The sequence below is a fragment of the Paenibacillus sp. 01T443 genome (assembly GCF_056398325.1).
The window spans coordinates 321,037-345,416 of record NZ_JBFTPE010000010.1 but is presented as its reverse complement, the minus strand read 5'-3'; the positions used below and the strand labels follow the sequence as shown (position 1 = coordinate 345,416).

Annotated in this window: 24 protein-coding genes; 16 read left to right on the top strand and 8 right to left on the bottom strand. The window is 44.5% G+C overall.

Annotated features, from left to right (window positions below; translation table 11 throughout):
- On the bottom strand, positions 1-311 hold a 311-nt coding region (locus tag AC1DLI_RS21115), incomplete at its 3' end, for a hypothetical protein (protein WP_477606104.1).
- A 459-nt stretch (positions 312-770) separates the two neighbouring features.
- On the opposite strand from AC1DLI_RS21115, the gene AC1DLI_RS21110 reads away from it, so the two are divergent.
- The 3 genes from AC1DLI_RS21110 (at position 771) to AC1DLI_RS21100 (ending at position 3,943) form a co-directional block, all read left to right on the top strand.
- A complete protein-coding gene (locus tag AC1DLI_RS21110) occupies positions 771-947 on the top strand; it encodes a hypothetical protein (protein WP_477606102.1) in 177 nt (58 codons plus the stop codon).
- A 145-nt stretch (positions 948-1,092) separates the two neighbouring features.
- A complete protein-coding gene (locus AC1DLI_RS21105) occupies positions 1,093-1,899 on the top strand; it encodes a class I SAM-dependent methyltransferase (RefSeq protein ID WP_477606100.1) in 807 nt (268 codons plus the stop codon).
- Between the two features lie 301 nt (positions 1,900-2,200).
- A complete protein-coding gene (locus AC1DLI_RS21100) occupies positions 2,201-3,943 on the top strand; it encodes an ABC transporter ATP-binding protein (protein WP_477606098.1) in 1,743 nt (580 codons plus the stop codon).
- 294 nt (positions 3,944-4,237) lie between these two features.
- Here AC1DLI_RS21100 and AC1DLI_RS21095 read toward each other — a convergent pair whose 3' ends face one another.
- A complete protein-coding gene (locus tag AC1DLI_RS21095; protein ID WP_477606096.1) occupies positions 4,238-5,101 on the bottom strand; it encodes a helix-turn-helix transcriptional regulator in 864 nt (287 codons plus the stop codon).
- Positions 5,102-5,265: 164 nt separating this feature from the next.
- Between AC1DLI_RS21095 and AC1DLI_RS21090 the strand changes: the two genes are divergently transcribed.
- A complete protein-coding gene (locus tag AC1DLI_RS21090) occupies positions 5,266-6,339 on the top strand; it encodes a Gfo/Idh/MocA family protein (protein WP_477606094.1) in 1,074 nt (357 codons plus the stop codon).
- 13 nt (positions 6,340-6,352) lie between these two features.
- Complete coding sequence (locus AC1DLI_RS21085) at positions 6,353-7,165, top strand: sugar phosphate isomerase/epimerase family protein (RefSeq protein ID WP_477606092.1); 813 nt, start codon at positions 6,353-6,355, stop codon at positions 7,163-7,165.
- 235 nt (positions 7,166-7,400) lie between these two features.
- On the opposite strand, the gene AC1DLI_RS21080 is transcribed toward AC1DLI_RS21085, so the two are convergent.
- Positions 7,401-8,636 carry an MFS transporter gene (locus AC1DLI_RS21080; protein WP_477606090.1) on the bottom strand — a complete coding sequence of 412 codons (1,236 nt, stop codon included), beginning with the start codon at positions 8,634-8,636 and terminating at the stop codon, positions 7,401-7,403.
- A 762-nt stretch (positions 8,637-9,398) separates the two neighbouring features.
- Here AC1DLI_RS21080 and AC1DLI_RS21075 point away from each other — a divergent pair.
- The 6 genes from AC1DLI_RS21075 (at position 9,399) to AC1DLI_RS21050 (ending at position 14,184) form a co-directional block, all read left to right on the top strand.
- Positions 9,399-10,430 (top strand): alpha/beta fold hydrolase, encoded by a 1,032-nt coding sequence (locus AC1DLI_RS21075; protein WP_477606088.1) that lies wholly within the window; start codon positions 9,399-9,401, stop codon positions 10,428-10,430.
- A 294-nt stretch (positions 10,431-10,724) separates the two neighbouring features.
- A complete protein-coding gene (locus tag AC1DLI_RS21070) occupies positions 10,725-11,147 on the top strand; it encodes a DoxX family protein (RefSeq protein WP_477606086.1) in 423 nt (140 codons plus the stop codon).
- 73 nt (positions 11,148-11,220) lie between these two features.
- The gene (locus AC1DLI_RS21065) at positions 11,221-11,550 is read left to right on the top strand and encodes an ArsR/SmtB family transcription factor (RefSeq protein ID WP_477606084.1); all 330 of its coding nucleotides are present in this window, start codon (positions 11,221-11,223) and stop codon (positions 11,548-11,550) included.
- A complete protein-coding gene (locus AC1DLI_RS21060) occupies positions 11,547-11,963 on the top strand; it encodes an SRPBCC family protein (protein ID WP_477606082.1) in 417 nt (138 codons plus the stop codon). The genes AC1DLI_RS21065 and AC1DLI_RS21060 overlap by 4 nt, the downstream gene beginning before the upstream one ends.
- Before the next feature lie 162 nt (positions 11,964-12,125).
- Entirely contained in the window at positions 12,126-12,719 is a 594-nt protein-coding gene (locus AC1DLI_RS21055; protein WP_477606080.1) for a YdeI/OmpD-associated family protein, read from the top strand.
- Positions 12,720-12,828: 109 nt separating this feature from the next.
- Positions 12,829-14,184, top strand: a complete 1,356-nt coding sequence (locus AC1DLI_RS21050; RefSeq protein ID WP_477606078.1) for a dipeptidase — start codon at positions 12,829-12,831, stop codon at positions 14,182-14,184.
- Between the two features lie 179 nt (positions 14,185-14,363).
- Here the strand turns inward: AC1DLI_RS21050 and AC1DLI_RS21045 are convergent, their stop codons facing one another.
- Positions 14,364-15,260: an AraC family transcriptional regulator gene (locus AC1DLI_RS21045; protein WP_477606076.1), complete on the bottom strand. Its 897-nt coding sequence runs from the start codon at positions 15,258-15,260 to the stop codon at positions 14,364-14,366.
- 149 nt (positions 15,261-15,409) lie between these two features.
- On the opposite strand from AC1DLI_RS21045, the gene AC1DLI_RS21040 reads away from it, so the two are divergent.
- Positions 15,410-16,318, top strand: a complete 909-nt coding sequence (locus AC1DLI_RS21040) for a DMT family transporter (protein ID WP_477606074.1) — start codon at positions 15,410-15,412, stop codon at positions 16,316-16,318.
- Positions 16,319-16,593: 275 nt separating this feature from the next.
- Here the strand turns inward: AC1DLI_RS21040 and AC1DLI_RS21035 are convergent, their stop codons facing one another.
- Both AC1DLI_RS21035 and AC1DLI_RS21030 read right to left on the bottom strand, forming a co-directional pair.
- Complete coding sequence (locus AC1DLI_RS21035; protein ID WP_477606072.1) at positions 16,594-17,802, bottom strand: sugar efflux transporter; 1,209 nt, start codon at positions 17,800-17,802, stop codon at positions 16,594-16,596.
- 163 nt (positions 17,803-17,965) lie between these two features.
- Positions 17,966-18,817: an aldo/keto reductase gene (locus AC1DLI_RS21030; RefSeq protein WP_477606070.1), complete on the bottom strand. Its 852-nt coding sequence runs from the start codon at positions 18,815-18,817 to the stop codon at positions 17,966-17,968.
- Positions 18,818-19,051: 234 nt separating this feature from the next.
- On the opposite strand from AC1DLI_RS21030, the gene AC1DLI_RS21025 reads away from it, so the two are divergent.
- Positions 19,052-19,945 (top strand): AraC family transcriptional regulator, encoded by an 894-nt coding sequence (locus AC1DLI_RS21025; RefSeq protein WP_477606068.1) that lies wholly within the window; start codon positions 19,052-19,054, stop codon positions 19,943-19,945.
- 235 nt (positions 19,946-20,180) lie between these two features.
- Positions 20,181-20,702, top strand: coding sequence for a YfiT family bacillithiol transferase (locus AC1DLI_RS21020; RefSeq protein ID WP_477606066.1), 522 nt, complete (start codon positions 20,181-20,183; stop codon positions 20,700-20,702).
- Between the two features lie 27 nt (positions 20,703-20,729).
- On the opposite strand, the gene AC1DLI_RS21015 is transcribed toward AC1DLI_RS21020, so the two are convergent.
- On the bottom strand, positions 20,730-21,569 hold the full coding sequence (locus tag AC1DLI_RS21015; protein ID WP_477606064.1) for a phytanoyl-CoA dioxygenase family protein: 840 nt from the start codon (positions 21,567-21,569) through the stop codon (positions 20,730-20,732).
- Between the two features lie 139 nt (positions 21,570-21,708).
- Here AC1DLI_RS21015 and AC1DLI_RS21010 point away from each other — a divergent pair, with 139 nt between their 5' ends.
- Positions 21,709-22,569: a helix-turn-helix transcriptional regulator gene (locus tag AC1DLI_RS21010; RefSeq protein WP_477606062.1), complete on the top strand. Its 861-nt coding sequence runs from the start codon at positions 21,709-21,711 to the stop codon at positions 22,567-22,569.
- 152 nt (positions 22,570-22,721) lie between these two features.
- Positions 22,722-23,147, top strand: coding sequence for an NUDIX hydrolase (locus tag AC1DLI_RS21005; protein WP_477606060.1), 426 nt, complete (start codon positions 22,722-22,724; stop codon positions 23,145-23,147).
- Positions 23,148-23,301: 154 nt separating this feature from the next.
- Here the strand turns inward: AC1DLI_RS21005 and AC1DLI_RS21000 are convergent, their stop codons facing one another.
- Entirely contained in the window at positions 23,302-24,306 is a 1,005-nt protein-coding gene (locus AC1DLI_RS21000; protein ID WP_477606058.1) for an aminoglycoside phosphotransferase family protein, read from the bottom strand.
- Positions 24,307-24,380: the final 74 nt, after the last annotated feature.

The following is a 24,380-nucleotide window of genomic DNA, read 5'->3' as shown; positions in this document are numbered from 1 at the left end:
TCGTCAGGGTATCTTGTCCATTGAATTCGCTTATACAATTCTCCTAGGGCATGCTCTACTTCATTTCTAAATTGTTTCCATAGCATCTTAGCTTTGTAATAGTCACCGTTATTACGAGTAGCATTCACTAAGTCATAACAGAGTTTATCTTTTCTGGAAATCTCCATACTGATTTCATCAACTGTAAAAAGAATTTCTTTTTTGAGTTTGGCGTCATTCTCCATAGTTGCGATCATTTCGGCCATAATAGAAATTATATTGGGATTATTTTGAGCTGAGTGATTAATATATTCAGCGAGTTGGATAGTCATAAATTTCTCCCTCCTAGCAGCGTGCTGTTATCATTCTGGTTTTATATAATACTTTTCGTTAGAAGGGGTCTTTTTTAGTCTCTAAGCAAGTGAAGACAGCTGCTAGTAACAAAAGGGGGAGTGAACTTAATTTATGGATGAAAAACGAACATATCAACCACATGATGAGCAGGCGCTACGGTAGCCTGCTCATTTTATTAAGCTAACGGGCAGTTTAGCGCAGACGTTTTCCTGTTGGCGGATTGGGTTCTTTGCATTGATATGGAAAGTTGATCTTTACTTTGGAGTTAATTGCATGAATCAAAAGTAAGTGCAGGATAATTATTAGGAACAGCGAATTACCAATGTGTTGAGGCTGCGCGCTTGCGGGCCTTTCGCTTATTCGAAGTAACAGACAGGTTTCAATTGTAGAAAGATATCACGTATAACCATCAATTATTAAGGAAGGTGACTTGAAAAATGCAAAAAGCCATCGTTGTATATTATGCTGGAAAGAAACATAATCTCGATGAATTAAATACACTACTTGAAAATGGCTGGAAAGTAATAAATCAAAGTTCAATGGGTGGAGAATGTGGTTCCGCTGTTTATTCATTAGTTATTTTAGAGAAGGCAGATATCGACGAACATCGTTAAGCTAACGGGCAACGATAGTTGAATAACACACATGATGAGCAGGCGCTACGGTGGCCTGCTCATCTTATTAAGCTAACAGGCTGGATACCCTGATTGATGTGAAGAATTATTTTGTTGTGATGAGTAACGTATAAGGATGAATATTATGAACTTGAAGAATGACTATAAGATATTGCGTAAGTCATTTGAACAATCCGCGAGCCTTTATCAGCAGGCGCGTCCGGATTACCCGGAAGATTTGTTCGATGAATTAATTCATATGACAAATTTGCATCCAGGTGATCGTTTGTTGGAAGTGGGTTGTGCTACAGGAAAGGCTACTCTTCCGTTAGCCAAGCGCGGATTTGAAATCACGTGCGTAGAACTTGGCGCTGAGCTCGCTGCAGTTGCCCGTCAAAACCTTGTCGGAATGGACGTCGACATAATCACGGGAAGTTTCGAAGAATGGCAACCAGAGACGGAGAAAGGGTTTGATTTGGTACTCGCTGCAACCGCTTGGAAATGGGTTGATCCCGAAGTTCGATACATCAAGGCATGGCAAGCCCTTCGTCCAGGCGGACATCTGGCATTTTGGAACGCAGATCACGTTTTTCCTGACGGTGGGGACCCATTCTTCCGTGAAATTCAAGCCGTTTACTATGAGATCGGCGAGGGTAAATCGATTGACAACAACAAATGGCCACGCCCAGGGGAACTACACGAGCAAAGAGATGAGATTGAGAAAAGCGGGCTGTTTGAGGTTGTTCACGTTCGACACTTCGATTGGGAGCTCATTTATCATGTTGATGAGTACATTAAACTACTGGAAACTTTCTCAGGACACATACTTATGGAGGAATGGAAGCGCGACAAGCTCTTCAACGAAATCCGTGTTCGCCTTAATAGCCGTCCAGAAAAGTCGGTTCTCCGTCACTGGGGCGCTGTTCTCCATGTTGCCTGTCGAAAGGATTGACAAAGGAGAATATGGCACTTCATTTGTTAAGCTAAAGGCAGGATAGTGCGATAAAATTGGCAGCTGAGGTGGCTGTTTTTTTTGTTTATTCCGATAAGGCTGCAAAATTTTGGAGTTCAATTTACTTTCTACTCCTCTAAATATCTTCTATAATGATAGCATAATGAACAAGGAGGCTATTAACATGAAAAACATGAAGAATCAACCTATACAAACATATAAGGGTGGAACACATTTTTAATTGTAACAGTGTACTCCCTTATATGTGTTCATAAAACAACGCAGATAAGGGGAAAAAATGATGCATTTTCCAGTAAAAAAATTTCTCTCATATTACAAGCCGTATAAAAAGTTATTTCTTACGATATTGGCGTGCGCCTTTATCGTATCTTCTGTCACTTTGGCGTTTCCGTTGCTTGTACGTTATATTACAAAAGATGTTCTTGAAGGAAACTTGTCAACTGCGCTAAGTGAAGTGTATTGGATTGGCGGACTAATGCTTGTTCTTGTTGCGATCCAAAATATTGGGAACTACTTTGTGGACTATTATGGTCATCAAGTCGGTGCACGTATGGAAAGTAACATGCGCAGCGAGCTATTCGCACATATACAAAAGCTTTCCTTTAGCTTTTTCGATAAGGAAAAGACAGGTCAGCTCATGTCTCGAATAACGAACGACCTGCTACTGCTCTCCGAGTTGTATCATCACGGTCCAGAAGACTACGTCAAATATCTTGTTCGCTTTATAGGAGCATTTATCATTTTGTTCTTTATTAACGCGCCGTTAACGATTGCCGTATTCTGTTTTTTACCATTCTTAGGTGTCTTTGCATTGTATTTTAATAAAATATTGAATAAGGCATTAAGAAGAAACAAAGAGCGAATCGGGGACGTAAACGCACAGGTAGAGGATAGCTTATCCGGAATCCGCGTAGTAAAATCGTTTGCCAACGAGCACGAAGAAATTGAAAAATTTAACCGGGAAAACAATCGTTTTCTCGATAGCCGAAAGAAAACGTACAAGGCCGAAGCTTACTTTTACAATGGTGTTGAAACGTTTCTTCAACTGATTACGATCACGGTGATTATTTTTGGAAGTGCCAGTATCGTAGGCGATACGTTAGATTTAGCGGATTTGATCACTTTTTTACTATATATTGGATTTATGATTGAACCGATTCAAAAATTGACTCACATGAGCACACAGTTTCAAGAAGGAATTACCGGCTTTCAGCGCTTTATGGAAATCATGAACATGAAGCCAGACATCGAGAACAAACAGAATGCCGTAACCCTGCCAACGGTCCATGGTGAAATTGTGTTTAAGCAGGTTTCCTTCCGGTACGAAGACCATTTGGACAATGTCTTATCAAAGCTGTCGATTTGTGTACAACCGGGAGAGTACGTTGCGTTAGTTGGTCCTTCAGGTGCCGGGAAGACGACATTTTGCTCGCTCATCCCCCGCTTTTACGATGTGACAGAAGGGGAGGTGTTATTGGACGGGATCAATGTCCGTGATATCGACCTGGAGTCATTGCGAAACAACATCGGTGTTGTGCAGCAGGACGTTTATCTTTTCTCTGGAACGGCCATGGAAAATATCCGTTACGGAAATCCGGCAGCGACCGATGAAGAAGTTATTGCGGCAGCCAAACGCGCCAATGCCCATGAGTTTATCATGAGCTTGCCGAACGGCTATCACTCCGAGATCGGGCAGCGAGGCGTGAAACTATCCGGTGGTCAAAAGCAGCGACTGAGTATCGCTCGCGTATTCTTAAAGAATCCGCCGGTTCTCATTTTAGATGAGGCGACGAGTGCACTGGATAATGAGAGCGAAAGCATCGTCAAGGAGTCGCTGGAATCGTTGGCCAAAGGGCGTACAACGATTGTCATTGCCCATCGCCTTTCCACGATCCGCAATGCCGGGCGCATTATCGTATTAACGGAGGACGGTATTGTGGAGCAAGGTACGCACAATTCATTGCTAGCACGCGAAGGAGCATATGCACACCTGTATTCCAAGCAGTTTGAATTACAAGTATAAGGTCTTTGAAGAAAATCAGCTGCTCCCCTTAACGAAGGGAGTAGCTGATTTTTTGTTTTCTGACAAACAACACTTTTTCATACCGTAACTGTAAAAGATACAAGTGCAGCTACTACTGTACACGTATCAGCACTAAATGGGAATTAGGTTTGTTAAGTTAACGGGCATGATTGTTTAATAAATACAACCTTTCACTTACTTCCATTTTAATAGGACTTACTTCCATTTTAATAGGTTTGGAGTTTACACAAACTATTTTACAGACTCGGTTGAAGTTTTATCAATTAATTAATATTAATAACTTGATATGTGACGATGAGGTGTTTGTTGGCGGTATGTACTAGGCGAGCAGTTTAGAAATCTTTTAAATTGCTTATTAAATGTGCTGAGGGAAGGAAAACCGCTTTCCTCACTAATTTCAAGGATACTCAGATTACTGTTAACGAGAAGATCCATTGCCGCATGGACTCGTATCCGGCTGAGGAATACATGGGGAGTAAGGCCGGTAAGCTGTCGGAACAAGGTATGGAAAGAGGATCTCTTTAAGCCCGATGCTTCCCGCGCATGCTCAGTCGTAATAGGCTCTTGATAGTGTGCTAGAAAGACTTGAACGCCCTTTAGCGCGGATGCCATATCCGAGGCACGGCGATGGTCCGAATATTCGGGAACATGCAGGTTGTATATATCGCAAACCGTGATCAGAATTTGAATAAAAGAGGAATATTGCTTGGCCCTCCATCCCGGCAGCCGCTCATGGGAGGCAGTCAGAGCCTCGGCGATGCAACCGCGGATTGCTAATGCAGCTTCCGTACTGGCATCGATGCAAGGAGACATCGTATCCACCCAGGAATAAAAAGGGACAATCAGCTGATCTCCATCGGGCACATTCCTTACTGCAGAACTATTGAATAGAAGCATCTCACAGTCATAGCTTTCTCCTTCATAACTGAAGCACCAATGCGGCTCGAACGGTCGTAGTAAAAATACGTCCCCTTCCTTTCCTTCATATTCTCTGGAACCAATCCGATACTTCACGCGATTTCTGGTAATGACGCCTATCTCCAGACAATCATGAATATGAAGCTCATGGTGTGTCCAAGTTCCGGTAAAAGAACTGAAGGAAAAGGGCTGTTGGAGCCGGATGGATTCGAAAAACATAATAGATTCCCCTTTTTAAGCTGAATCAGTAATTTACTTCACTATAGCATATTTCATTTTTGCTAGGCTGGACAAAATGAGGAGTTTCGAGCAGGGTTTGGCAAGACCGTCGGCTTCCTCGCAATTATACTGGATTTTGAGAACAGGTATAGGAGGTCATTGCTTTGCGTTTTTATATTATCGGATCTGGTGTAATTGCAAGGACACATGTTCAGGCCATTTATAGCATGAAGGGCAGTATTGATTCTATAGCTTTGAGAATAGCGGACGTCAATCCGAATGCGTTGAAAGCTTTTGTTCAAGAGCATCCGGAGGCGGAGCCGTATACGGATCCGGAAGTCATGCTTGCCGAGCCTTCACTGCCGGACGACATCGTTATTATTGCAACTCCTCCTTTTACGCATAAGAATCTTGCCATACAGGCGTTGGCATCGGGAAGAAATGTACTCTGCGAGAAGCCGCTTGCGATGAATTTAGCAGAAGCGAAGAAAATGACAGCAGCTGCGCAACAGGCAGGCGTACTTCTGGGATGCTGCAGCATGCGTTTTTCGGGCAGCGAATTAATTAAGAAAGTAAGAGAGCTTTTGCAGGACGGAAAGATTGGGGAGCTGTATCAGGTCAGTTTTGTACAGAAAGTAAGAAGAGGGCGTTCCGGAATCGAATACCAGCCGCAAAGCCGGTGGTTTTTGGACCGCAGCAGAGCTGGAGGAGGTACGCTGTTTGACTGGGGGCCATATGATTTCGCTTTGTTAAATGAACTTTTGCAGTGGAAGACCGTTGAGGTTAAGGGAGCATGGGCAGTTGCACCTCGGACGCAGGCCGACCCGGATGTCTTGATGAACGTGGAGTTCCATGTGGGAGCCAGCATAAAAGCCGCCTCCCAATACGGGGAGTCTTATTGGATCAATTATGAGCGCTCATCCTGCACGCATGGGGAAGAGATGAAGCTCTTGCAGCTTGAGGGCACAAAAGGGGCGATCAGCTTCTCTCCTTATTGGGGAGGCAATGAAATTCGCTTGACGGTCGATCGGGACGGACAGCCTGTGGAGACAATCATCACTGCAGAAGAGAGCAATCCGATTGATCCGATGCATAAACCGATTATTTTCTTCACGAAGGCAGTCATGGGACAGGAATCGCCAGCTCTTTTGCAGTCTGAAGCGTTGTTTGTATACAAGGTGATGAACAGTTTGTACGAAACAGCTTTAAACGGAGGAAGCGACATCATTAAACGATAAGGAGAGTGTTGGGATGAATATCTTTGGGATTTCTACTAATCTTTTTGGCTGGAGCGAAAAGTATAAAACAGAAGGTAAAGCGTGGAATTTGGAGCAAGTCTTTCGCGAATGCGAGGAGTCCGGTTTCAATGCTGTTGAGGGGGTGCCTACAAGAGAGACTTTGAAAGCTTTAAAAGGAACTTCGCTCCGAATATCCTCCGGGTACGTTGGTATTGAGCTGCATAAGCCCATGGAGGAACTGAGGCTCGAATCGGTTCGGTCAGCCGCAAAGCTGCTGTCGGCTGCTGGAGCTCGTGATCTAATCGTCAATGCCGATCCGAAAGGAAGCTGGACAAATCCGGAACTAAAGACGGAGGATGAGCTGAAACGTCAAGGCGAAAATCTGAGCTTTATTGCTGAGCTTGCGAGAAACTATGGACTGAGGACTTCCTTCCACAATCATGCGGAAACCTATCCGTTATGCATGGGCGACCTTCGATCGGTTATCGAATATGCATCTGATGATGTTCTCTTATGCGTGGACACGGCTTGGGCGCATGCTTCGGGCATTAATCCCGTTGAATGGATTCGCAAGTATCATGACAGAATAGGTTCCTTGCATTTAAGAAATGCCTTTGGTTCGGTTCCTGCCGAAGATTTGCTCGAAGGCGATCTCTCCATTCCTGAGATTGTCGCTGCGTTGGATGAAATAAGTTACGAGGGATGGCTGACTCTTGAATTATGGCATCGCGAGGACACTCATGCGGTCAGAAGCATGAAGGAGGATTCGCAGCGTTCGATCGAGCTGCTGCGTCAGTGCATAAGCAGAAGCCGGAATTTTGGCTAGCCGCAAATTTAGATTAATTGATCCAAGCGGGTTACCTTTTTCAATATAAAGAAAAGCATATGTTTTTCTCTATACTGTGCTAATATTTCTCCACGTTAGATATCAATCGTTAATTGATTGTCATTGAACTAACGGGAAACGATAGTTGATTCCCTGCCTCGCAAGAATAAAAAATACAGAGCAACGGCGAGCTCTCCTCACCATGCTCTGTATTTCTTCATTAAAGAAATCCGCTTTATTTGCTTAACGCCGGATTTGCGTCAAAAGGAATGTCCGTCTTGACCGGCCCGTGTTTCGTGAACATAAACAATACCCCGCCGATCAGAAGCAGTACGCCCGATAAATAGAAGCCAAACTCGATGTTGCCCATTGCGTCTGCCAAGTAACCCGTTAAATATGGCGCAAATATCGACGATAGCATACCCGCAAAATTGAAGAAGCTGAATGCTCTCGAATACATATGGGTAGGCGTAATTTCCGCGATAAACGAAATGAGAATCGGGTCAAGCGCCAGCTTGCCTACTAGGCCATAAATGACCAAGCCTACAATCATGAACGAGTAATTCTCCGCGTAAGGAATAACGAACTGACAGATGGAGCCAAACAATACAAGCAGCAATATAAGCGGTTTTTTGTTTTTCATTTTATCCGACAAGTAGCCAAACAATATCGCTCCCGGTATGGACGCCCATGGGACGAGCGATGAAATAATGCCGGTCTGCGAGCCTTCAAGCCCGCGCACGCTTTGCAAATAATAAGGAAGCCATGTTAGCATTCCGAAAAATCCGTAAAGTGAGCAAAAAATGAGGATGTATGTAAAGATATGATTTCTTGTAAACAATACTTTCATGCTGCCCCGCTCGCTTTTGGCCATAGCGGCTTGGCGCTGTTCCTTGCTGCGGTCGTCTTTCACGAAAACACCGATTAGAATAGCTACCGCGATTGTCAAAAAGCCGAATAAGTAAAAAGTAAACTGCCAGCTTTTTTCTAAAGTATAGGTAAAGTAGCTAGAGGCGATGAAGCCGAGGGAAATACCGATCGCCATGCCGCTATTAATGAACGCCGAAGATAACCCTCTATATTTTTTAGGAATGGAGCCTGAGGTGATGCCGTACACGGGACCGTAATACGTTCCTTCGCCTAGCCCCGTGAAAGCTCTCAGAACCAAAAATATGACGAACCCCGGAGCAAATCCGCTCAAAATCGTCCCCACTCCGAACAGGATGTATCCGATAACTAATATTTTCACCCTGCCATATCGGTCGGCCAAAATACCGGCGGGTATTTGCATAGCTGCATACGTGATAAAAAATACGGTAGACATTAAGCCCAGCTGCGTTTTTGACAGCCCCCATTCATCGCCAATGACGCCCATAACAGGAGAAAGAATATTGCGATCCGCATACATGAAGGTCCAGCCAAGCGCGAATAAAACAATAAGCAGGATCGGATTGTTCGTTTTTTTGTTCATCTTGTTTGCCTCCGTCTTTTTAATGTTATGTTATGTAACAATAACTTCTGTCCTTGATCTAAAAATGCTAAAAACTCGATATTCTCCTTCGTTTCGATGCTTTCGACAACTGAAATCGAACGTTTCGTAATAAAAACCTATCAAATGTTAACTTAATTAACATGATGAGAATATATCACGTCATATAACCTGACGTCAATTCTTATTTTTTCAAATCGTAAGTGTATTTTGTGATTTGATGCTATAGCGAATGGATTGGCGACTTCTACTGATTTTATTAACAGGAAATGTTATAGAATGCTTGCGCTTTGCTTAAGGGAGGGGATTGGGAAACTACGACAAAGACGACAATGTATAGCAGATAACTACGCAACAACTCAATTAATGGTTATTGGAGAGGGTATATGTAGTAAACGAGGACTTTAAGGCTTTAATTATTGCTTAGCACTTATATGAAAAAAATTTTAGGAAACAATTAGGTGGGGTAGGAATGGTATCACTCACGAATAAGGTGCGGTCATCAGTATGGCTAGAGGTAAAAAATAAATACAGTATAAAAGGAGAGTTTCGAAAATGATTAAAATAGAAAAGAAATTGTACACGGCTACTGTAAACTTTCAGGGGAAGGCGAATGGTGTGTGAAGGGGAAAAATAGTGGGATCCGAGAGTGCTCGTTACCATTTCTCTATTCATGACGTTGTGAGTGGGGGAAACTAGGTTTGTTGTTATAACAACCAAAATATTATAAATGGAGGATTTATTATGTCAAAAGGAACAAAGAGAAAGTATGCCAAATTTAGTGCATTATTTCTGTTCGCAGTGCTTGTGTCTGCACTTTTTACAGCTTTCACAACAAACGACAACCAGAATAATGGTGCATCTGTAAACAAAGCTTATTCGGATAAAGAGCTCGTCAAAAGCCTTCCTGGATTCAAAAACAAATACAAAAAGGTAAATGGAGTTACGCTTCACTATGTCGAGGGCGGTAAAGGTGAACCGCTATTCCTCCTTCCAGGCTGGCCGCAAAACTGGTATGCGTACCACAAAATTATGCCGGAACTAGCGAAGAAATATCATGTTTATGTCGTTGAATATCGTGGAATGGGCAGCTCTGACAAGCCTGCATCAGGCTATGACAAGAAGACAATGGCGTCGGATGTCTATGCTTTGGTTAAAGAGCTTGGCTATACGAAAGTTAATATGGTAGGGCATGACATTGGGGCACAGGTTGCTTATGCTTATGCAGCCAATTACCCACAAGCTACGACAAAACTAGCTATGTTGGATGTTGCTCATCCATCTGAACGCTATCTGGGACTCCCTCTCTTGCCTCCACCGGGAGTGTACGATACGAGCATTAAAGATCATCCTATTTACCCTTGGTGGTTTGGACTCAATTCTGTTCCAGAATTGCCTGAGAAATTGCTGCAAGGAAATGGAATGCGTATTTATCAAGATTGGCTCTTTGACTATTTGGCCTATGGCGAGCCTTCTATGACCAAAGAGGTCAAAGAAGTCTACTATGCGGCCTATTCAAGTGCTGAAGCAATTCGCGCAAGTAACGGGTGGTATAAAGCATTCAGGCAAGATATTGAAGATTTGAAAACTTATCCAAAACTATCAGTGCCAGTTCTCGGTATTGGAGGTTTTGATTCCACTTTTAGTAATCTTGATGGATTTTTGCGTCAATATGCGACTGATGTAAAATCGGTGAAACTGGATGGAGCAGGACACTGGATCGCAGAGCAGAAACCGCAGGAAACCATTAAACTGTTTAATGAGTTTTTCCAGTAACAACAAAAGCAGTGCAAGGCAAGTCTAAGCCATGCACTGCTTTTTTGCTGTGCTGCTGTTGGCTTAGCTTGAATTTAATTTTTGCCGGTTGAACCGAGTTAGCGCTGGTAATTTAAGCTTTGGCTTTATCGCACTGAGATTTTTTTACATTTTGAGTTTAAATGCCCTTGACATAACACCAAATGGTGTCCTATAATAAAAGTGTCACCAAATGGTGTCCAATTAGTAGTTAGTCATTTGGAAAGTTTGGAATCTGAATAAGTTTCACTTCAATCAATTATGAGGAGGAAACAAATGAGTAAGATTATCGGTGCGGAAATAACCGCGAAAGTAGTAACCCAGCCCCGGGGAAAAATGATTGCTTATTGGTCAGTCACATTATTACTCGCAGCAGCAGTTATGCTAAGTGGTATCGGGCAACTGATGCAATATGGGGGAAACCTCGAGTTAGTGACGAATATTGGTTACCCATTATACGTCTTAACCATTCTCGGAATATGGAAAGTGCTTGGAGCCATCGCTCTCGTCGTGCCAGGTTTTCCTCGGCTCAAAGAATGGGTTCACGCTGGTATCTTCTTTTTAATGACTGGTGCGGCTTCATCTCATGCGTTTGCTAACGATTATGGGGATTATGGATCTTATATTATCCTTCCGCTTTCATATGCTGCTCTAAATATCGCTTCGTGGGCGCTGCGTCCGAAGAGCCGCAAACTTTAGGGAAGTGGTGGAACTAACGGTCGTCCCTTCGTATCACCATGAATTTCTACTATAGAAAATTGGAGGGATTGCAGTGAGCGAGAACAACGAGAAGCGGGATGTGTTTGACGCGATTGCAGATCCAACTAGGCGCCGACTAATTCGTCTGTTAGCAGAGGCGGAGGAGATACCGCTCCATGAATTAACGGCACAGTTTCAAATGGGCCGTACAGCGGTATCCAAGCATTTGACAATCCTAAAAGAGGCAGGACTGGTCCTTGACCGAAAAGTCGGCAGAGAAACGCGATTTAAGCTAAACACTTCTCCACTCAGAGAAATTCAAGATTGGGTGGCTTTCTACAGCAAGTTCTGGAGTACGAATATGTTGCGCTTGGAGCAACTATTAGAGGAGGAAGAAGAATGAGTTTAACATTATCCTTGGATTTTCAATACACGACATCGATCGAGAAGCTTTGGTCCGCCTTAACCGATTCAAGCAAGCTTGCCAAGTGGGTGGCTAACATCCACACCGGTCAGGCAATGGAAAATGATTTTGAACCCGTCGTGGGACACCGTTTTCAGTTTCGCACTCAACCGACCGAATATTGGAATGGAATTATTGAAGGCGAAGTACTAATCGTGGAGGAACCACACCGGTTGTCCTATACTTGGGCGAGCGGTGAGAAGCACACGGTTACCTGGACGCTGCAGGATTTAAGAAACGGAAAGGTTAACCTTCATCTCGAACAAACCGGAATTTCAAATGCTCCTGCACTGGGTGGAGCTAAGTATGGCTGGAGCAAATGGTGCGGTGAGCTTGAAAAGGTATTGGCCTAATTGTAAAAGGTGGGAACCTTATGCTGCCGTAACCCTTATAGATCATAGAAGTGTCGGTTGATCAAGAACAGGGGTCGTATGAAGCCCGTGAAAACCGCGGGCTTTTGATTTATCGGACCGCAATCGAGCAAGTTAAACCAAAAAGCAGAAGGGGGTACCTTTATGACAAAAGGTGAAAGGAATCCTAAGATTGATCCCTATTTTAACAAGCTTAAGAAGTGGAAGGAAGAATTCGATCTGTTGAGAGAAATCGTTCTTGACTGCGGGATGACTGAGGATTTTAAGTGGATGCATCCATGTTACACGTTTGACAATAAAAACATCGTTTTGATTCATGGTTTTAAGGATTACTGCGCACTTCTGTTTCACAAAGGCGCGTTGTTAAAAGATCCCCATGGGATCCTAATCCAACAAACGGAGAATGTTCAGGCAGCGCGCCAGATTCGGTTCACCAATGTTCAAGATATAGATGAAATGCAGCTTATCTTGAAATCATATATTGATGAAGCCATTGAAGTTGAGAAAGCCGGATTGCAAGTGAACTATAAAGAGAATACGGAATACATCATACCTGAAGAATTAGAAAATAAATTCGTTGAAATCCCCGACTTAAAAACGGCTTTTGAAGAATTGACGCCGGGAAGGCAAAGAGCATACATTTTACATTTTTCTGCACCCAAGCAATCCAAAACTCGAGAGTCAAGGGTTGAAAAATATATCGCGCATATCCTGGGTGGAAAGGGAAAAGATGATTAATATATTTTATCTATGTCAGAAGACTAGAATTTGCGGCGAGTCTCTGGCATCTTTGCTTGGCGGAGGTATATGATATGGATATAAATTGAAAGGGAGGATGAAATCACCGATGAGTTATGAAACCTATTTTCAAAACTTAAGGGAACAGCAGTTGGACGAGTTGAAGCAATGGTTGTCCATCCCGAGCATATCTGCCCTGTCCGCGCATAAAGCGGATATGAACAAAGCGGCCGAATGGCTTGCGGACGCGCTCACCCGCGCGGGTCTCGAGAACGTGGAAGTGCATCAAACCGACGGCCATCCGATCGTGTATGCCGATCATCTTCATGCTCCCGGCAAACCTACCGTGCTTGTTTATGGCCATTACGATGTGCAGCCAGTCGATCCGCTGCATTTGTGGACGACGCCTCCCTTCGAGCCGGACATCCGGGACGGCAAGCTGTACGCGCGGGGCGCGACGGACGATAAAGGCCAGGTGTTCCTGCATATCAAAGCGATAGAAGCCATATTGAAGCAGGAAGAGCGGCTTCCGGTCAATATTAAGCTGTGCATCGAGGGCGAAGAAGAGGTTTCCAGCCGGAGCCTCCCCCCTTTCTTGACGACGAACCGGAACAAGCTGGCCACTGACGTCGTCCTGATTTCGGACACATCGCTGCTCGAGCCGGGCAAGCCCGCCATCAGTACGGGACTTCGAGGATTGTGTTCGCTTGAGGTCACCGTGAACACCGCGAATACCGATTTGCACTCCGGAACATACGGCGGGGGTGTTCCCAACGCGCTTCATGCCCTCGTCTCAATGCTTGCGACTTTGCACGATGATCGGGGCCGCGTAAGCGTCGACGGATTCTATGAAGGCGTGCCGGAGCTTTCACCGCTCATGAGAGAAGAGTTTGCCAAGCAGATGCTGGATGAAGATCAATTGAAAGCAAGTCTTGGTCTTGACGCGTTGTACGGCGAAGAAGGCTTCTCCTTTGTGGAACGAGTCGGAGCGAGGCCGACGCTTGAACTGAACGGCGTTTACGGCGGATTTCAGGGCGAAGGCACCAAGACGGTCATTCCGAAGGAGGCGCATGCCAAGATCACCTGCCGCCTAGTTGGAGACCAGGACCCGCAGGACATTCTGGACAAGATCAAACGGCATTTACAGAAGCATGTTCAGCCCGGCGCGAAGCTGCAAGTCAAAGACGGCGAGAAGGCACGCGCTTTCAACATCGATCCTTCCGACCGGATGCTGCAGTTGGCTGCGGATGCTTACGAAGACGTCTACGGCACGCGAGCGCTGTTCACGAAAGACGGAGGATCGATTCCGATCGTCGCAACCTTCTCCCGCGAACTGGCGGCTCCTGTCGTTATGATGGGCTTTGGTCTTCCGGACGAGAATCTGCATGCGCCGAACGAACATTTTAATCTGCACAATTTCGACAAAGGGCTTCTGACGATCGTATCGTTCCTGAAGCGGTTATAGGTATGAAAAATCGCGAAGCGGCCGGCTTCGCGATTTTTTTTGACCATTAGGCTGTTCAACGAAAAAATAGTATTAGACTGGAGATGGGCATTGACTTAACGGACAGGTTACGCTAATACAAATGGGTAGGATAATTTTGAAGTCTATTGTAAAAATGAGCAAACATCGGAGGTCATTTTTTAAGATATAGTTTGTTCATTTCTAATTTTACGGAATTCTCTAGGTGTAATGTGACGATGTTTTTTAAAAGACTGGATAAAATGATTTACATGATTGAAACCAATTCTCCTGGCAATTTCGGTTATCGTATATTCAGTAGTTTCTAACAGCTCGCAGCTCCTTTTAATGCGGTACTTAATTAAGTAGTAGTAAGGAGTCATATGAATGCTTTTTTTAAAGCTGCGAGTGCACTCCGAAACACTCAAATGTGCTACATCAGCAATTTCCTTCAAAGTTATATTGTCTGTATAGTTTTGGTGGATAAAGCTAAGCATTAATTGCAGTCTCTCTTGCTGGAGCCGGTTATGTTTAGAGGACTCCTCTGAAGATAGGCGGATATTGGATATAAGAATCAGCCACAACTGAACCGTTTTGATGGAAACCTCATACTGCCAACCCCAGGTTTCTTTCATTTCAAATTCCTTCTTCATATACCAAAGTAATTGCAGGATTTGATTTTGCCACTCCGCATCTCCTTTGATCTCTAAAGATAATAAGTAAGAATTAGTAAAAGGAAGTACATAGCTTTTTTCCATGGCACTATCTGAATAAAAGGCGAGCAGCTTCTCTGGAAAATTAAAGCTTACATATTCACCGCCATGAGATAGGTATGTAACAATGTGAAGAACACTCTTATTGATAAAAATGGCCTGACCCGCTCCTAAATCATAATCGATACCATTGATTTGTATCGTTAGTTTCCCTTTGGTCACTAAAGTGATTTGTAATTCTTCGTGCCAATGTAGATCGTTAACTCCTCTGCCTTCAGGAATAGATCCGTTATTAGTATGAGTGTACATGATGTATGGAAATGCCTCGTCAGGATACAGAATGGTTTCGTGTAATTGTTTTTTCAAGGGACAGGCTCCTTTCTTAGACGATATTTCAATATTAATTAAGGATATAGTTACACAAAATAGACGTTAGTGATGATATTATTATATCTAGCTTAAGCTTATCATTACAATTCTGTGCACAGGTAATTGTTTATTAGCTTGGAGGAACTATGGTTAAATTAAATAAATCTTCGTTACCTTCTCATCCGTTTATTTTGTTATTAATCAGTATATTGTCCGTTTCTATCTCTTCCATCATGATAAAATTTTCAGATACACCCACTTCTGTTGCTGGGATGTACAGATTGTTTATTTCCGTAATCATCATGTTTGCTTTTGTGCCTTGGAAAATGCTTCGCTCCTCAGAGATGAATAAAAAAGACTGGAGTATTGTTATTCTAGCCGGTCTTTTTCTAGGGTTACACTTTTTATTCTGGATGGAATCTTTGGTCTATACCTCAGTTGCAAGCTCCATGGTCATCTTGTCGTTACAGCCATTATTTGTAATGATCGGTTCTTACTTTTTGTTCAAGGAACAAGCTAATCTGCTAACTGTGTTTTGCTTGATCGTTGCTCTTTTTGGTTCAATCATTATAGCTTGGGGAGACATTGGAATTTCGAGAGAAGCGTTAATTGGAGACGGATTATCGTTAATAGGCACACTCTTCGTTTCAGCATATCTGTTGGCGGGGCAGAAAGTGAGTCGTAAAATCGATGCAAATGTGTACAGCATTATCGTTTTTTTTATTGGCGGCACCGTCATGCTCGTCTACAATTTATTAAATAATTTCTCTTTAGTGAAATATGACTCATCTGATTGGACTTATTTTTTGCTGCTTGCGATAATCCCAACTATTTTTGGACAATATATTTTTAATCTATTGTTAAAATCTATTGGGGCAACTACTGTCTCAGTAGGCATTATTGGAGAACCTGTTCTTGCCATTATTCTTGCGTATCTGTTATTAGGAGAATCAATTTCTTTCTTTCAGTTCTTAGGCGGTATGATGACTTTATTCGGTATGGGAATGTATTTTTTGTCAAAATCTTTAAAGTACAACGTTCAAAATAATATCTGAATAGTTGTGAATGAAACGTTAATTCAATGAAGGACTCTATACAAACGATGAAGGAGCTGCCGCGACAGCTCCTTTTTACATCTTCACTTAATGGTTTCCCTCATTCAGGGGAAACTAGCAAAAAAATGAGGGGGCTAGGTATTTCTGCCGGAGTTTGGTGAATTTATGAAACCATTTATAGTTCGAAGAGCTCATGAGGCTATTTCCAGCCTCATGAGCTAGGAAAATCAAGAGCGAAGGACCATACGAAGTCAAAACGACGCAAGCTGCAGGTCTTAAATTGGTAACTGCACTTCCTCTCTCACTTGCGATCTTGTACTCCATAACAAGACTAATGAAAGAATCACAATCACCAGACACAACCAATAAACCGATCGAAATCCTGTAAACTGGGCAATGATACCACTGCCGAGCGTTCCTGCCAGCCTACCGATAGTGGATGCGTTGGAATAGAGCGTTGTGGCTACTCCTGGTGAATCCGGCAGCATATTCGTGAAATAGCTGAGTCCATTCCCCATCACGATCGCCACAAACGTTGCCTGCAGAAGCTGGGCTATGATCAGCTGCATCGGATCATTCGATACACTCAAGATGACGAAATAGAAGACCGCGATAATACTGCCTATCATCAAGAGAGTATGATTTGATATCCTTCTACCAAACGCACCCAGCACCAGCATAATGGGGATTTCAAGGCCGGCACAAATACCGACCACTAACCCGACATCCGTATGTGTGCCTTGAAGCTCGTTCACAATAAAGAGCGGCGTGTTGACTAAGTTCATCGCGTTAACCATGAACAGAAGGATAAAGGCGATAAACGGCTGCCTGATCTGCATGCTACTGAGCGACGAAGTACCCGCTGCGTTGCTCTTCCTAGGATTTCTTGGATTTGCTTTCCGACTTGCGAGAAACAGGAATACTAGCGATGCAGTTGTTAGATAAATGGCGGATGTCACCAGGAAGAGACCTTTATAACCGGCAGCCGCCAAAAGGAGTGTCCCTGCCAATGGTCCGATTAGGAATCCTAGAGAGATCAGAGAACGCAATGCAGACATCGCAAACGTTTTGTCGTCGGATTGGCTTGCATTGGCAGATTCTTGTGCGTAAGCATAAATTTGCGGTATGGCGGCAGCACCAAGTCCACTCAAAATACTGACCACAATCAGCAAAATAAAGAAATTATCGAATGCCAAATACGCAGCATACCCCAAAGCAGATGAAAGCATTGCTGCAATCAACAGCCATTTCCGGTTGAGTCCGCTATCCGAGCGTTTGGCAATGAGAGAGTTCACTATCACACCGCTTAACGAACTTACCGCCATGAACGCGCCGAACGCTCCCGTGCTCATCCCTAATTCTTCCGTGAAATACAGGGGGAGATACGGCATTGTAATCGATATACCGATCCCGATCATCAGCATGCAGAAGACGAATATACGGTACCCTTTGATCTCGAACATTTTTTTTAATCGCGTGTGCAACCTCTATTCCTCCTTCTGTCCGTTTCATTGCATTACCTCACCGGGAAATAAAATCGGGTTGAGGAATGGTATCCCCAACCCGATGTAACTTTCTGGAACTGACTCCAAGTCAATCGCTTTACTGAAAACCGAAATACGATTTGATCGACCTTCCCCAAGATATTTAAATATCGAGTTTCCGGGTACCGAGCCATTTCACCATTTCTGGATCCCGATGTGAAAAGAATAGGCTCTGTTTCATATCCAACGCAGCAATCGACTCCATATCCTCATTGTCTAATTCGAAATCGAAGATATTGAAGTTTTCGATAATTCTTTCTTTACGAACCGACTTTGGTATTACAACGACTTCTCTATGTGTTAGCCAACGCAAAACAACCTGGGCAACGGATTTTTTATACTTTTCAGCTATAGTTACCAATACCTCATTCTGAAACAAGTTATTTTTCCCTTCAGCAAAAGGCGCCCAAGATTCGATCTGAACATTGTTCTCCTTCATGAATGTTGCACTTTCGATTTGCTGGTTGAAAGGGTGTGTTTCCACTTGGTTTACAGCAGGAACTACTTCATTATGAATAATTAGATCGATTAGACGATCCTCGTGAAAGTTACTTACGCCAATTGCACGGACCTTACCTTCACGATACAACTCCTCCATAGCGCGCCAGGAGCCATACACATCGCCAAAAGGCTGATGAATTAAATATAAATCTAAATAGTCAAGTTGCAATTTTTTTAGTGATCTTTCAAATGCAATCTTTGTACGCTCATAACCAGTATCCTGAACCCACAGTTTCGTAGTGATAAATAACTCATCTCTTGCAACCCCACTCCGTTTAATCGCTCTGCCAACCGCTTCTTCGTTTAGATAAGAGGCAGCAGTATCAATCAGACGATATCCTGCCATAATAGCGTCATGAACACTTTGTTCACATTCATTTGCATCTGCAATTTGAAAAACACCAAAACCGAGTATAGGCATCTCAACACCATTGTTCAGAATTACTTTTTGCACGATAAAATCCTCCAGTATTTTTAAAGTGTAGGTACAGGGAGCCGAAATTCAGCAAGTCGCCTATCTAATGATGCATTGTATACTCGCCAATTACATCCTTATTATGCACCGGACGAAAAAGAGAACGTTATCTCATTCGTGTCAAATGTTTGCCTAATCCTCTCACTACCTCTTATGTATCAAATGAATATAGGCTATAATCGAACTATAAAAATGACGTAGTGGGAGGGGCCAATGTCTGAAATAATCATGAAACAGCAGAATGAACTCGCCAAAATCATTGAGCGTTATTCAGAAAAAGACGGTGTTCATCCCACCGCTATTTCATCCTTATTTTTCATCCGAGTCTCAAATGCTAACGTGCCAAGGCCTGGCGTTTACAAGCCTTCCTTATGTATGGTGGTCCAAGGTGCGAAGGAGGTATGGCTTGCTCAGGAGCGCTTTAAATACAGTCCGTCTGATTACCTTGTTGCATCCATTCACTTGCCCGTTACGGCCCAAGTCACAGAAGCGGCACCGGACGCTCCATATTTGGGTTTCAAACTTGAATTTACACCCAGCCAAATCTTAGAGGTCCTACATGAATCTGAAAAACAAGTGAATCCGAAAGTAGATCCTAAGCGGGCAATGTTTGTCAGCCAGATGGATTCGTCTTTGTTGGATGCGGTCCTTAGGTTAGCTCGTTTGTTAGATAATCCCAAAGATATTCCGATGCTTGCTCCATTATTTACGAAGGAGATTCTTTATAGGGTGTTGGAAGGTGAGAATGGAAGTGTTTTGGAACAAATTGTAATGGAGGGGAGCTCAATCTATCAAATCAGAGGGGTTATAGAGCACATCATGAATCATTATAATCGTTCTACGCGGATTGAGGAACTTGCCGAAATAGCGAATATGAGTGTCTCCTCGTTTCATAGGTATTTTAAAGAAGTAACGGCTATGAGCCCTATTCAGTTCCAAAAACAACTGAGGCTTCAGGAAGCCCGTCGCCTGCTTTTAACCGAGTCAGCAGATGCCACTGATGTGGCATTTCGAGTTGGCTATGAAAGCCCCTCGCAGTTCAGCCGCGAATATTCCCGAATGTTTGGCTTTCCACCAAGACAAGATATAAAGCGGCTGAGAGCATAAAAAGGTTTAGGGAGATAATTTACGGACTGTAGCAAGGCCCAATTGAGTTTGGGGTTAAACTAACGGGGAACGATAGTTGAATAAAACATATGGGTGAGCAGGCGCTACGAAGGCCTGCTCATTTTTGTAAGCTAACTGGCAGTATAGCGGAGGAAACAGCAGGTCAAAAAAGGGGTATTTGGCTATTTCCCGAATTTGTACTAAGAGCTAAAACTAACGGATAGAAGGTGAGAATTTGGATGATTTTCGTTATCCTATTGGGAAATTCGAACAAATAGAGAATCCAACCTCAAAACAACGTAATAAATGGATTGAGGACATTTCGGAAACAGGAAAGATCCTTCGTTTGGCAGTAGAAAACTTAACTATAGAACAAATACTTACCCAATATCGTCCCGGCGGTTGGACTGTCCAACAGGTAATTCACCATTTAGCTGATAATAATATGAACGCCTTTATACGTTTCAAGAAAGCTCTAACTGAGGATAGCCCCGCAGCAGTTTCATATCGAGAAGATTTGTGGGCGGAACTGAGCGATTATCGAACACCCATAGAATCTTCGCTGATTCTCCTCGAATCAATTAACATTCGATTTGTAGCCATACTCCGTTCATTACATCCGTCAGATTTTAAAAGGACATTTACGAGTCCCACCCACGGAGTAATGAGTCTTAATGTTGCGACTCAAAGATATGTTTGGCACGATCGGCATCATATATCTCAAATCGAATCGCTAAAAGAACGTATGGGATGGTAAGTAAATATCAATGCTTGGTGCTTGCAATCAAGCAATCTCGATCGCCGGCTTCGTCGTGTACACGACTGGGAAATGGTCGCCCTGAAGAATTTCATAGGCCTTCACGTTCACATAATCGTGCATCGGATGGTCCGCAGACGGTTCGTATCTGGTATGACCCGGCATGTAGTGGACCGCAATTGCCCGACGATGCAATTCGGAACGGTTATGCGGGCTACCATGCCAAGTCATACAGTGGTGGTAGCCGACTTGACCCTTCTTGATCTCGAATGGTACGGCCTTTACTTCGGCACCCTCCGGCAGCAACTCAGGCTGCTTATGGTACGGCATGAAGTTTTTGTCACTGGCCAAATATTTCTGATGGTTACCCCACTTGTGGCTGCCGGGGACCATCCACATACAGCCGTTCTCAATTACTGCATCGTCCAGCGCCACCCATGCACTCACAAGATCGGCTGGTTGTATGATTGGCCACAGAGGATGATCTTGGTGCCAGCCGGTCGGTCCGCCTGATACCGGAGGCTTGTATTGGACCTGGTCGTGCCAGATGCGCACGGTGTCGGTGCCGGAAAGCTGGGCGATCTCCTCGCAAATCCGTCGGTTCGACGCATGCTTGAAGTAGGCATCGCTCGCCATCCAGATGTTTACGATTTGCACGACACGCTCGCTGACCGTCATTTTCATATTGTCGTAGAGCGACCCTGCGTCCACCATGTTATGATTCATAACCGGCTTGTTGACTGTCTTCCCTGCCATCACATCCTGCAGCTCGCGTCGGAGCACCTCAACCTCCTCATCGCTTAATATCACATCCCCTTTAAGAAAACCGTCCTGCTCGAACTGATTTACTTGCGCTTCCGTTAACATGTCCCAACACCTCTCTATTAAAATAAAGTTGATTTTGTATGCGCTTTAAATATACATTAGGAGCAATGAGTCGTATTTAGACAAATAACGGAGAGATTTACGTTTTTTCAAGATTTCGATCACAGGAGGACTGATCCGTATGCATTTGGGGTCGCTGTTCGACTGCAACCCCGCGGTGAATTTCGCAAGCCGCGACGTCGCCAATCCGAACATGCAGTGGGGTCCGCGCTTTATTCCTGACTGGCAGTTCTTTTATGTTATATCCGGTGAAGGCATTCTGCATTTGGGACCGAGCCGACACCGTATCTCGCCTGGCGAATGCGTGTTTTTAGGACCGAACGGCGTCCATTTGCTCACGACGACGAAGGCGACCGAATATTATAGTGTTCATTTCACGTTCCACAGTGATTCACCTGTACCCGTTCACCCGGCCTACTTAATCCGGGGAGCATCTGCGGTGCAGCTCGATGCGGAGCCGGAGCGGTTCTGTATCGCAATCCCAGGCGCAGCTGATATCGAATTACCGAACCACTTTTCGATCGTTCACGTGGAGGCATTGTTCGCCCGTATCGTCAAGGAGTATGTCAGTGAGAATGCGGCATATCCGTTCGCGCTGCGCGCTCTGATGATGGAGTTGCTAACGCTGGTCGTTCGCTCGAATTTGAGTGCGCAGGCAGACAAACCAGCCAGTAAGATCGGGCCTGCGCTAGACGCGATGCGTGAACAGCCAGGCAGACAGTGGACAGTAGCTGAGCTGGCCGATCTATGCTGCTATCATCCGAGCTATTTCACCGTTATATTCCACCAGGAGGTGGGACAGAATCCGAAGCAGTACCTGATCTCCGAGCGGATCAAACAGGCGAAGCAGTCGCTACTGAGGGGTAAGCCCATCGATGCGATCGCAGCCGGACTCGGTTATGCGAGCATACACTACTTTAGCAACAACTTTAAGAAAGAGACGGGCCTCTCGCCGAGCGAATTCAGACAGCGGCCAAATTGACTAAGATACTCTAGGATTAAACGATAGTTTAATGCCGAAGGGCTGCCGCGTGGCAGCCTTCGCTCAACTAACGGGCAGGATAGTTCAAACACTTCGCGAATTTAAAAACTAAAGAGCTTAAAATACATATTTCGATTATAAGGAGTAATAAAATGAGTACACCGAAACATATCGTTTCTGCAGCGGCTATTGTTGTGAATGAAAAGAATGAATTATTACTTATTAAGGGACCAAGAAGAGGCTGGGAGATGCCTGGTGGTCAAGTAGAAGAAGGGGAATCCTTAAGTCAAGCTGCAATAAGAGAAACAAAAGAAGAATCCGGAATAGACATTGAAATTATTAAATTCTGCGGAATATTTCAAAACGTAGGAAATTCAATTTGTAACACCTTATTTTTAGCGAAGCCAATAGGTGGAGAATTAACACAATCATCAGAAAGTTTGGAGACGGGATACTTCCCGATAGATGAAGCACTAAAAAAGGTTGAATGGAAAGATTTCAGAAAAAGAATTGAGTACTGTTTAAGAGCTGAAATCCAACCTTTTTGTATTGAGTTTAATGATGAGAAGAATATATGATGGTATCTCAAGAAGCCGCAGGCACCATCTAACAACGTATTTACGTTTCGGGGAACAATTAAGCTAACGGAAAAAGATAGCACCATGTACTAGTCTGCCGGCTTACCGGCAGCCTTTATTGAAGTAACTGGCAGGTGACCGAGGTGCGGTCACTTTAACCGACGCCATATTTGGCGAGATACAGCGGATACGAATGAAGATGAACGGCCCTGGCCTTGCGCTGAGCCTCCTCCCGATGCTCCGGCACCTGTTCAGCCTCGACATAATCAGCCAGTAAGTCGATGACATCGTCAAGCAGCTTCGCCCGTAAATACAGTTCCAACCGTTCGACGGCCTCAGCCCCTGCTCCTGCCAGCACCTTCTCTCTCCATATCGGCCATGACGGATCATGCGTTAGTGGCCAAAGCAGTACCGAGTAGTCCATAGCCGCATCGCCCTGGCCGGATAGGTCGTCCCAGTCGATGATCCGGAAGCCGTCCCTACCGCATGTTAGTACGTTGTTGTTGTTCAGGTCGTTATGAACAACATCGCCCGCCGGGAGTTGAAATGCAGGTGTCTGCTGGACTGTTTCCCTCAGCCTCCCGACCTCTTCCCCGAACCAAGAAATCGTCTCGTCCGACACGAAATCCCTGAGCAGATCGCGCGACCCTCGGATTCCGTCGAGATCATCCGTAAACCGGGAAATATACTCGTCCTCGAATGCTTCCGCATAAGTGCGCGTCTCAGCCTTAGACAGCATTCCGCGAAGACAATCGTCGCTATGGAGCTTAGCGACGGTCGCCATGACACCCGTCAATGCGACCTCTGGATTCCGCGCTTCCGAAAGCGGGGTCGCATCCTCGATATATTCGAACACTAGGCCGTAGGGATATCCCGGCACGATCTCGCGGTCAATCGCATGGACCAGCCTGGGCGCGGTGTAGTGCTCGGTAAGATAATCGCTGACGCCCGCCCACTGCCGCAGCCGCGCGGCTTTGCTAGGTGGAGCCAGCTTGACGTGAAGCTGCGTGCGGTCGTCCGTCAGACGGACAGACAAGTTGCCGAAGCCCCCAGGGTTATATATATATGACGCCCGGATCTTATTCGGGACTAAGCCAATCGCATCGGCGTTCGCCGATGCCCACTCCGTAATCATTCGTTCTGCTAGTCGTACCTGCATATCTACACCCTGCCTCCTCGCCATATTTCGGTCTATACCGGATATTTTAGCATGGAAGCGATCATTGATGCAGG

Excerpts from the sequence above, each read along its gene's own strand:
- AC1DLI_RS21110 (WP_477606102.1), top strand. The coding sequence starts at position 771 with ATGCAAAAAGCCATCGTTGTATATTATGCTGGAAAGAAACATAATCTC.
- AC1DLI_RS21105 (WP_477606100.1), top strand. The coding sequence starts at position 1,093 with ATGAACTTGAAGAATGACTATAAGATATTGCGTAAGTCATTTGAACAA.
- AC1DLI_RS21100 (WP_477606098.1), top strand. The coding sequence starts at position 2,201 with ATGCATTTTCCAGTAAAAAAATTTCTCTCATATTACAAGCCGTATAAA.
- AC1DLI_RS21095 (WP_477606096.1), bottom strand. The coding sequence starts at position 5,101 with ATGTTTTTCGAATCCATCCGGCTCCAACAGCCCTTTTCCTTCAGTTCT.
- AC1DLI_RS21085 (WP_477606092.1), top strand. The coding sequence starts at position 6,353 with ATGAATATCTTTGGGATTTCTACTAATCTTTTTGGCTGGAGCGAAAAG.
- AC1DLI_RS21080 (WP_477606090.1), bottom strand. The coding sequence starts at position 8,636 with ATGAACAAAAAAACGAACAATCCGATCCTGCTTATTGTTTTATTCGCG.
- AC1DLI_RS21075 (WP_477606088.1), top strand. The coding sequence starts at position 9,399 with ATGTCAAAAGGAACAAAGAGAAAGTATGCCAAATTTAGTGCATTATTT.
- AC1DLI_RS21070 (WP_477606086.1), top strand. The coding sequence starts at position 10,725 with ATGAGTAAGATTATCGGTGCGGAAATAACCGCGAAAGTAGTAACCCAG.
- AC1DLI_RS21060 (WP_477606082.1), top strand. The coding sequence starts at position 11,547 with ATGAGTTTAACATTATCCTTGGATTTTCAATACACGACATCGATCGAG.
- AC1DLI_RS21055 (WP_477606080.1), top strand. The coding sequence starts at position 12,126 with ATGACAAAAGGTGAAAGGAATCCTAAGATTGATCCCTATTTTAACAAG.
- AC1DLI_RS21050 (WP_477606078.1), top strand. The coding sequence starts at position 12,829 with ATGAGTTATGAAACCTATTTTCAAAACTTAAGGGAACAGCAGTTGGAC.
- AC1DLI_RS21040 (WP_477606074.1), top strand. The coding sequence starts at position 15,410 with ATGGTTAAATTAAATAAATCTTCGTTACCTTCTCATCCGTTTATTTTG.
- AC1DLI_RS21025 (WP_477606068.1), top strand. The coding sequence starts at position 19,052 with ATGTCTGAAATAATCATGAAACAGCAGAATGAACTCGCCAAAATCATT.
- AC1DLI_RS21015 (WP_477606064.1), bottom strand. The coding sequence starts at position 21,569 with ATGTTAACGGAAGCGCAAGTAAATCAGTTCGAGCAGGACGGTTTTCTT.
- AC1DLI_RS21010 (WP_477606062.1), top strand. The coding sequence starts at position 21,709 with ATGCATTTGGGGTCGCTGTTCGACTGCAACCCCGCGGTGAATTTCGCA.
- AC1DLI_RS21005 (WP_477606060.1), top strand. The coding sequence starts at position 22,722 with ATGAGTACACCGAAACATATCGTTTCTGCAGCGGCTATTGTTGTGAAT.
- AC1DLI_RS21000 (WP_477606058.1), bottom strand. The coding sequence starts at position 24,306 with ATGCAGGTACGACTAGCAGAACGAATGATTACGGAGTGGGCATCGGCG.